Origin of the sequence: Nostoc flagelliforme FACHB-838 (assembly GCF_014698065.1) — a bacterium.
Taxonomy (GTDB): domain Bacteria; phylum Cyanobacteriota; class Cyanobacteriia; order Cyanobacteriales; family Nostocaceae; genus Nostoc; species Nostoc flagelliforme_B.
Window position 1 is genome coordinate 1 of the sequence record NZ_JACJSI010000234.1, and the last position, 9,180, is coordinate 9,180.

At 39.8% G+C, this 9,180-nt stretch carries 5 protein-coding genes; 4 read left to right on the top strand and 1 reads right to left on the bottom strand.

Annotation, left to right across the window (positions count from 1 at the left end; genetic code table 11):
- From H6G97_RS38725 to H6G97_RS55640, 4 genes are all read left to right on the top strand, one after another.
- On the top strand, positions 1-3,135 hold a 3,135-nt coding region (locus tag H6G97_RS38725), incomplete at its 5' end, for a DUF3854 domain-containing protein (RefSeq protein ID WP_242055858.1).
- Between the two features lie 37 nt (positions 3,136-3,172).
- Positions 3,173-4,540 carry a pentapeptide repeat-containing protein gene (locus H6G97_RS38730; protein WP_190945967.1) on the top strand — a complete coding sequence of 456 codons (1,368 nt, stop codon included), beginning with the start codon at positions 3,173-3,175 and terminating at the stop codon, positions 4,538-4,540.
- Positions 4,530-5,963, top strand: a complete 1,434-nt coding sequence (locus tag H6G97_RS38735; RefSeq protein WP_190945968.1) for an AAA-like domain-containing protein — start codon at positions 4,530-4,532, stop codon at positions 5,961-5,963. The genes H6G97_RS38730 and H6G97_RS38735 overlap by 11 nt, the downstream gene beginning before the upstream one ends.
- Positions 5,964-5,970: 7 nt before the next feature.
- Positions 5,971-8,766, top strand: coding sequence for an AAA-like domain-containing protein (locus H6G97_RS55640; protein ID WP_199349948.1), 2,796 nt, complete (start codon positions 5,971-5,973; stop codon positions 8,764-8,766).
- 73 nt (positions 8,767-8,839) lie between these two features.
- Here the strand turns inward: H6G97_RS55640 and H6G97_RS38745 are convergent.
- On the bottom strand, positions 8,840-9,180 hold a 341-nt coding region (locus tag H6G97_RS38745; protein ID WP_422394257.1), incomplete at its 5' end, for a hypothetical protein.

Sequence of the window (9,180 nt, forward strand, 5' to 3'; positions counted from 1 at the left end):
GTACGCTCACTCTCCAGGACTTTACCCTACGAATACTTGCTCTACAGTCCCAAAATCTCCCGTCGCAACGATGGACGATTACGCGATCGCGATTTAAAGAAATACCAGCACATAGAACTCGGCGGCTGGTGGTGCAATGGCGTTGACCCCCTCAACAACTACGTGCTGATGATGTGGGGCTGTTTCAAACCTGACCACCCCCGAAGAGATCGCCAAAAGATTCACAAATTCATTAAGTATGAACACCCATTCAGAGAAGAGACACGCGCTTTCTTCCTCTTAGTCCCGAATCGCATTTGGGTGAAAGTCTCTAACCGTAGCGGCATTCCCATTACTGAAGAAGATTTACAGCATCCTGGCGGTTTCTGGCACTGGGTTTGGCAACATAATGTACCAGTGACAATTGTAGAAGGTGTCAAAAAAGCAGGAGCGTTACTAACTGCTGGTTATGCTGCGATCGCAATTCCCGGTGTTAACGCTGGATACCGCACACCCACTGATGAGTATGGTACAGCTAATGGCAAACCATACCTCATCCCAGACTTGAAGCATTTTGCAACACAGGGGAGACTTCTTAATATTTGCTTTGACCAAGATAATAAGCCCGAAACTGCACAGCGAGTCAGAACCGCCATCAGTCGTATGGGACGGCTGCTGGTAAATGAAGGTTGTTCGCTGCGGGTGATTGATTTACCGTTAGGAGCAGAGAAAGGGGTTGATGATTTTATCGTTGCTAAGGGGCAGTCGGCATTATCTAAATCACAACATATAGGTAATAAATCTAAGGCTGAATTTGTACTTACAGGTAGTATCGATTCGATTAATGAGACTAAACTTAAGGTTATTGTTGAACATTTACGTAAACTTGCTAAGGATCTAGATATAACAATTATTAAAGTTGAAGAAGGTAGTATAAAAATTATCTTTGAAGGTTCTCCTGAAGGTATTAAAAGGCTTCAAGAGTTAGTAAAATCAGGAAGACTAACTGAACTGTCAGATTTTCCTATTGAAGATTTTCACTTAATAGCTGCTGATTTTTCAGGGCAAAATCTGAGAGGTCGGTCTTTTAAAGGACAAAACCTTGAAGGTGCAGATTTTAGTTATGCAGATATCAAAGGTACAAATTTCACTAATGCTAATTTAAAAAATGCTAACTTTAGTTATACAAAAACTGGCTTAAATGCTCGTTGGGCTATTTTCTTTCCAATGGTCTTATTATTGTTTTTAGGATTATTAAGTTTCTTTGCATATATAGCTAATTATTTAATTCTATTAATAATTTCACATAGTTTAGATCCTATAATTATAGCTTGCACTACTCTTATTTTGCTGGGTACTTTCTTTATTTCTACAATTTCTAAAGGGTTAGAAACTGGACTAAAAATATTTGCTATTGTTGGAGCTATAGCTGTTATATTTTCTGCTGGAATTAAACCTGTACCAGCTTTTACCGGAGCAGCAACTGGAGTTTTAATCGTAGCTGTTGCAATATTAGGTTCTGTCACAGTAGCAGGAGCTATTGCAGCTTTTAATAAGGCTACAGCTATTATTATTTCCATATTTGTAATCATAGCCGTCGTTATATCTGTACTTACATCCTACCTTAAATTTATATCTACTACATTTGGAATAATATTCATAACTATAACTACAATTATTGCTATGTCTGTAGCATTATTTAATATTTGTATAGGAAATCAAGCAATAAAAAGAAATAAGAAATACTCTTGGATTTATAATATTGCTATTGCTTTAACAGCTATAGGAGGGACAAGTTTTCGTAATTCTGATTTGACTAATTCTAGCTTTACTAATGCTGTACTCAAAAATGCAGATTTTAGAAAGGCCAACTTAACCCATACTAATTTCTACCTAGTAAAAATGCTAGATTATGCTCAAGTTGAAAAAACTTACCTTGAAAATCCTCAAATACGTAATTTATTAGTAACAAGACAAGGAAGTAATGAAAACTTCAACTATAAAAACTTACGTGGAGTTAACCTCAAAGGAGCCAGTCTTATAGATGCCAGTTTCATCGGTGCAGACTTGAGCGAAGCTGACCTGCAAGACGCAGACTTAACTAGAGCCAAATTAGTGCAAACTCAACTCAATGGTACTGACTTTACAGGGGCAATTCTCACAGGCGCATTCATTGAAGACTGGAACATTACCACCGATACTAAGTTTGACGGAGTGCGTTGTGAGTACGTTTATATGCGCCTGCCCACACCAGACAACCCCGACCCTCACCGTAAGCCGGACAACAGACAGGAGGTATTCGCTGATGGGGAATTTGGCGATTTCATCAAACCAGTTTTCGATACCCTGGACTTGTACCACAGCCAAGGTGTTGACCCCAGAGCGATCGCTATTTCCTTTAAGCAGCTAGCCGAAAATCACCCAGAAGCAGATTTGCGAATTGTGGGAATGGAAGTGCGAGGCGAAGATAAGTTCTTGCTTCGTGCAAAAACAGCAGCTATGGCTGATAAGTCTGAACTGAGCGCAGAATATTTTGACACTTATAATCAGATTAGAGGTTTGCCGGAGCGGGAGATTAAATTACTGCTAGCAGAAAAAGATAATCAAATCCGCAGATTAGAAAACATGGTAATGACAGCGTTAGAGCGTCCTAGCTTTTATTCAAACGTTGAGCAGGTAGGTTTTATGACAAACAATCCCGGTGGCTTTTCAGTTGGTGGTTCAGTTGATGGCGATATTAATAATGTTCAAGGAGAAAATAATCAACAAAGGGTAAGTAATAAAAGTTCTAGTTTTAACTTGCAAGGCGCTCAATTTGCAGGTGGTCTAGTCAATGCCGACACTGTAAATGCAGAGCAAATCGGCGGCAACATCACCAACTACTCCACTGAACAACGCCAGAATCTTGCAGAAGCCGCAGCAGAAATTCAGCAGCTTCTCAATCAGTTAGGGCAGAGTTACCCTACTGCAACGACATCACAGAAAATGAGTGTTGTGGCTAAGGCTGTGGATGAGATCGAGAATAACCCAACATTGAAAGCGCGAGTTATTGGGGCATTGAAGGCTGGGGGAACTGAAGCATTTAAAGAGCTAATCGACCATCCTTTAGTGAATATTCTGTTGGCTTCAATCGACGGGTGGCAAGAGGCGGAGTAGTTTGTTGGCTACAGTTAAGCGGAGGGGTTAGCACAAAATGGCGAATGAGGAACATTTAGCGATACTGAGGCAAGGGGTGGAGGTTTGGAATGAATGGCGGAAGAATAATCCAGAAATAAAACCAGACCTTTGTAATGTTAACTTTAGTGGAGCCGATTTAAGTGAGGCTGACTTTAGCCTTTCAGACCTGAGAAATGCTGATTTTACTGAAGTCAACCTTACTGATGCTTACTTTGAAAAAGCAAATCTTAAGTTTTCAGAATTAAGAAAAGTAAAACTTGGGAAATCAGATATTTTAGAAGTCGCATACTTTGAAGAAATAGATTATATTCCATCTAATATTGATGATAATAATGAAATTCTTATCGAAGGCAATTTCGAGAATAAAATACTTAGAGGTATAAATCTCAGTACTTCGATTATTACAAGAGCCAGATTCCATAAAGCAAATTTAATCAATACTAGTTTTTATAAAGCAGACCTCGCACAAGCAAAATTTAATAATTCAAATCTTAAAGAAGCAAATTTTTTAAGGGCAAACCTAAGTGGTATAGACCTTAGTGGCGTAGATTTAAGTGAGATAGATTTCAAATATATAAATTTGACTCAAATAGCTTTAACTCAAACAAACTTGAGCAATAAAGATATTAGTGAAGCAAAACTATTTAATGTCAACTTGAGTAATACAGACTTAAGGGGGGCAAACCTTAGTAGGGCTGAGTTATTATATACGAATCTTACAAGAGCAACTCCTACAGGAGCTTGCATGGAAGATTGGAATATAAACAGTGCTACAAGCCTCACTGACGTAATCTGTGACTACATCTACCGTCGCCAAGGTCAAAAAGAACGCCGCCCTAGCAATGGTAATTTTGCCCCTGGAGAATTTGCTAAACTGTTCCAAAAATCCTTAGAAACTGTAGACCTAATCTTCCGCAACGGCATCGACTGGGATGCTTTCGCCTACTCCTTCAAAAAGCTAGAAGTCGAAAACCAAGGCGCACAATTGGATGTCCAAAGCATTGAGAAAAAAGGCGATGGCATTCTTGTAGTCAGAGTAGCTGTTGCCCCTGATGCAAACAAAGCGAAAATCCACAGCGACTTCATGCAGGGCTATGAATTTGTGATTAAAGCATTAGAAGCGCAGTACCAAGCAAGACTTGAGGATAAGGATACCCTAATTTCTAAACAGGAAGCAAAAATTAATCACCTAATTAACCGCCTGTTTGACATAGTAGAACAACAAGTAGAACAGCAAGGGTTAGTCCAAAAAGCACTGGCAGAAAATCCACGGAAAGTTTCTAACTACGATCAGCGTTATTCTCACTTTGCTGGAGGTAATGTAGATGCCAACACTGCTGATGCAGACCAAATAGGTGGTAACATTCAGAACAATGACGCTTAAGAACGCTCAAGGCAAACCCATGCCGGACTCAGAAGACCCGAAGCAAGTCTCCAACAACGACTTACGCAATTCCCAGTTTGGCGGCGGGTTGATTAATGCTGGCACAGTGAATGCTAGGCAAATTGGCGGCGACATCTACAACATTCACCTTGGGCAGCAGACGGTGGCATCAGGTAATTTAGTCCAATCGCAGAATCAAAGAGAGCGATCGCAACAAGAAAGAGACTCACTCGAAAAAGCTTACACCCTTCAAAGCCAGAAAGTTGCAAATCTACGAACAGCGTTGGTTATTGAAACTGATGTAACACGCAAGTTTCAATACGAATACCAGCTTCAGTCAGAAGAACGCACACTGAAAGAGCTTGGTGACAAGTTGAATGCAAGTGAACGACAGTTGCAAGTAGCTGAGAACTCTGGACTAGAGGCAGACACAACTATATATATTGAACGATCACCAATTGAGGACAAATGCTATAAAGCAATCGTGCAACCAGGGGCATTGATTCGTCTCAAAGCCCCGCAGAGAATGGGTAAAACATTACTGCTGGAGAAAACCCTAGACTATGCAAGACACCAGGGTTATCAAACTGCGAAAATAGATTTACAACTGGCTGATATTGATGTTCTGGCTAACTTAAAAACATTTCTACAATGGTTATGTGTTGATGTTGCTGACAGTCTGGAACTAGAACCGCAACTAGAAAAACATTGGCAAGAGGTTTTTGGGCTGAATAAAAACTGTAGTCGTTATTTTCAAAAATATCTATTATCGGTTACTGATACTCCCCTAGTTTTAGCTATAGATAACTTTGAGCGACTGTTTCAATATCCAGAAATTTTTCCTCAATTCTGCTTATTATTGCGGGGATGGTATGAGGCAGCGAAACAAGGAGACAAGATTGGTAATATCTGGAAAAAACTGCGGTTAGTTGTGGTTCATTCCACTGAATCTTACCCTTCCTTAGACAGTAATCATTCCCCGTTTAATGTGGGATTGGCAATTGATTTACCCGAATTTAACTTGCAACAAGTAACAGACCTCGCCAAGCAGCAAGATTTAGGATTACTGAAAGAACAAGACTTGGCTCAGTTGATGGAGTTAGTTGGGGGGCATCCTTACTTGGTACAATCTGCGATTGCCCATCTCAAAAGCCAGCAAGTGACCTTAGAAGAATTGTTAAGACTTGCACCAACAGAGCAAGGAATCTTCAGTGACCACTTGCGACAACAACTGTGGCATTTACAACATAATCCCCAGCTTGAGATAGGGTATAAAAAAGTAGTGATGACGAATGCACCTGTCAGGCTAGATACTGAAGTTGCCTTTAAGTTGCATAGCTTGGGATTAGTAAAACTTGTTAGTAATGATTGCGTTCCTAGTTGGGATTTGTATCGTCAGTATTTCTCAACTCGTTTGGAGTAGGTAAATCGTGGTTGACCAATACATATTCTCTGGAAGTCTACCTGAAAATGCCAGCACCTACGTCAAACGAGAAGCTGATGCACAGTTATATGAAGGGCTGAAGGCGGGAAAGTTTTGTTACGTACTGAATTCCAGGCAGAGTGGAAAATCCAGCTTGCGTGTGCGAACCATGCAGCGATTGAGAGATGATGGCGTACAGTGTGCCGCAGTTGACCTTTCTGCTGGAGGTATTCAGAATGTCCCTCCCGAACAATGGTATGCAGATTTAATTGACACACTCATTGACAGTTTTGGATTAGATTTAGATTTTGGTGACTGGTGGGAAGCAAATCAGCTAAATTCGCTAGTTACAAGATTTCGCAAGTTTTTGGAAGAAGTATTACTTGTTGAAGTTCAAGAAGATATCGTTATTTTTATTGATGAAATTGATAGTGTACTCAGTCTGAATTTTCCCACAGATGACTTTTTTGCATTGATTCGTGCCTGTTATAACAAGCGAGTTGACAACCCTGAATATAACCGCCTTACCTTCTGTTTGTTGGGAGTGGCATCACCTAGTAATTTGATTGAGGATAAACAGCGTACCCCGTTTAATATTGGTCAGGCTATCTCTCTCAAGGGTTTCCAGTTAAATGAAGTTGAACCATTGGAAAAGGGTTTACACGATAAATTCAGTAGCCCCCAAGTGATAATGCAGGAGATTTTGCAATGGACTGGTGGGCAACCATTTTTGACTCAAAAGCTGTGTCAGTTCATGGTTGAGGAATCAGAGCAAGAGTATCTTCGTTCAGTAAAACAAGTTGTTAGAGCGCGGCTCATCGAAAACTGGGAATCACAAGATGAACCTGAGCATTTGCGAACAATTCAAGCCAGGATTTTACGAGATGAGCAACGGGCAGGGTACTTACTAGAACTGTATCAGCAAGTTAGACTGAGTGAAGACAAAGCGGAGGTAACAGCAGATGAAACATTAGAGCAAAGCGAGTTACAGCTTTCAGGCTTAGTTGTTAGGCAGCAAGGTAATTTGAGAATTTATAACCAGATTTATAGGGAAATATTTGACTTAAATTGGATTGAGAATCAACTAAATAATTTACGTCCTTATTCAGAAAACTTTCGCTTTTGGGTGGGTTCTGGGAGTACTGATGAATCGCGGTTGCTCCGAGGAAAGGCATTAGTAGAGGCAGAAGAATGGGTGAGAGATAAGAATCTAAGTTATCAGGATAAACAGTTTTTAGCAGCCAGTAAAGAGAAGGAAATTCAGGAAGAAATTGCTGTTAAGCAACAAGAAGCCGCTTTGGAGCGAGAAAGGCAAGATAGAACAGCAGCAGAGGCAAGAAATCAGTTGCTCAGTGAGGTGAATAAGAAAGCTCAACAGCGAATTAGTATTGGGATTGTTGTTTTGGTTCTAGCAGTTATAGGATCTGTAGCTCTAGGTGGGTTAGCTAAACAAGAAGTTGATGCAGCTAATAAACAAGTTAAAACTTCTAAATCTCAAGTTGATACATCTGATAAGCGAGTTAAAATTGCTAATGCTCAGGCTGAGAATGCGAATAAAAACTTAGAACAAGCCCGGATAAAGCTTACAGAAGCACAGAAAAATGAACAAAAAGCTAAAGATAATGCTGTACAAGCCGGAAAGCAAGCACAGCAAGCAAGAGAAGAAGTAAAAGACGCTAAGAAAAATGTTCAAGAGGCTGAGAATAGAGAAGCAGAAATTTCAGCAAAACTTAGAGCTAAAGAAAATGAATTTAAACAAACAAGCTCACAAAATGAAGAGACAAAAGCAGAAATTGTAAATGTTCGTCAACTTGTAGCCTTAGCTGGACGATTGCGAAACCAAAGTTCATCAGATTCAGATGAAGCTTTGAGACTGGCAGCAGTATCATTTAATATTGATAACCATAAACTCAAACAGTCACTATTACTCGCTGCTAAATCACAAGCATACCAAAAACTTAAAGACTGGAGTAATGCTAACAAGGAAATTCAAGAAAGCCAGTCAAATTTATCCAAAGCTGATCAAAAACTTTTGGAGTCTAGTCAAGGTTTACAAGTTCAAGTATTAATTCAGAAAAGTCAAGGTGATTTACTAGCCCAGAATAAAAAAACTCACGAAGCTATAGAATCTTATCAAAAAGCATTTAATATTTTCAAGGCTCATTCCAATGAAACTGATTTTACTAAAGCCGATCAGCTGCTTACAGGTGAGAATATTGAATCAGTTCATCGAGCTTTAATTAAGCTAAATCCTCAAGATAAAGAAGTTGAAGCATCGCTGACAAAACACTTATATGCTCAACTTAAATATTTTCTAAATGCGAAAAACTGGGAAGCTGCTGACAGGGAAACAGATAGACTCATGCTTAATATTGCTAAAAGAGAAGAACAAGGCTTTTTTGGTGTTGACGGCATCAATACTTTCTCTTGCCTAGACCTGAAAAGAATAGACCAGCTTTGGTTCAATGCAGACAACCGTTTTGGTTTTAGTGTGCAGAAGCAAATTTGGATAGATACCAAAAACAGACTGGGTATAAAATCAGAAGACTGGAATGAGCAGGACGAGGAAAATTATTTGCGGTTTGTCAAGGCAGTAGGATGGTATGTTGGTTTCAATAAAGCAGAACAATTGAAGGGCTTAGTGCTGCATAGCGAACTGATAAAACGTATAAAGAATAACTCAGTGTCGTATAGGGGGAGCCTACCGACACAGGGAATCCTACCGACCCCCACTAATATGCGATTCGGTTTTAGAGACTACTTCTCCCAGTTTTATTCTCGCGTTGTGACTTGTAAAACTTAACATATAAAGCTTTCAAGAGTTTGTGAACATTTATTTCAGCCTCTTCTTCCACGCAATAATCAGCATTCCCATTTCAGCATTCCCCAAATCCAATACCTGGCACTGTCGGCTGATAGCAATTTGCCTTCATGAGAGACTGACTTGTTGTTTGCGTAGTCTCGGATTTTTTTGGCAACAAAGTGGAGAAACTTGAATTGGGCTCTTCTTGGACTTGAAATCCAAATTCTCTTTTTTCTTTTCTTTCTTGTGAGTCGATGTCAGTTTGAGAGGGATTAAGGGAGAGATCCCTTAAAGGGAGATTCTTAATTGGTAATTCCTTAATGGTAATTCCTTCGTCTACCATTTCAGGTAGGGGTACTCCTACCATTTCAGGTACCACTACCCCTGCCTGATTTGGTACCACACCCCTACCTG

Excerpts from the sequence above, each read along its gene's own strand:
- H6G97_RS38735 (WP_190945968.1), top strand. The coding sequence starts at position 4,530 with ATGACGCTTAAGAACGCTCAAGGCAAACCCATGCCGGACTCAGAAGAC.
- H6G97_RS38730 (WP_190945967.1), top strand. The coding sequence starts at position 3,173 with ATGGCGAATGAGGAACATTTAGCGATACTGAGGCAAGGGGTGGAGGTT.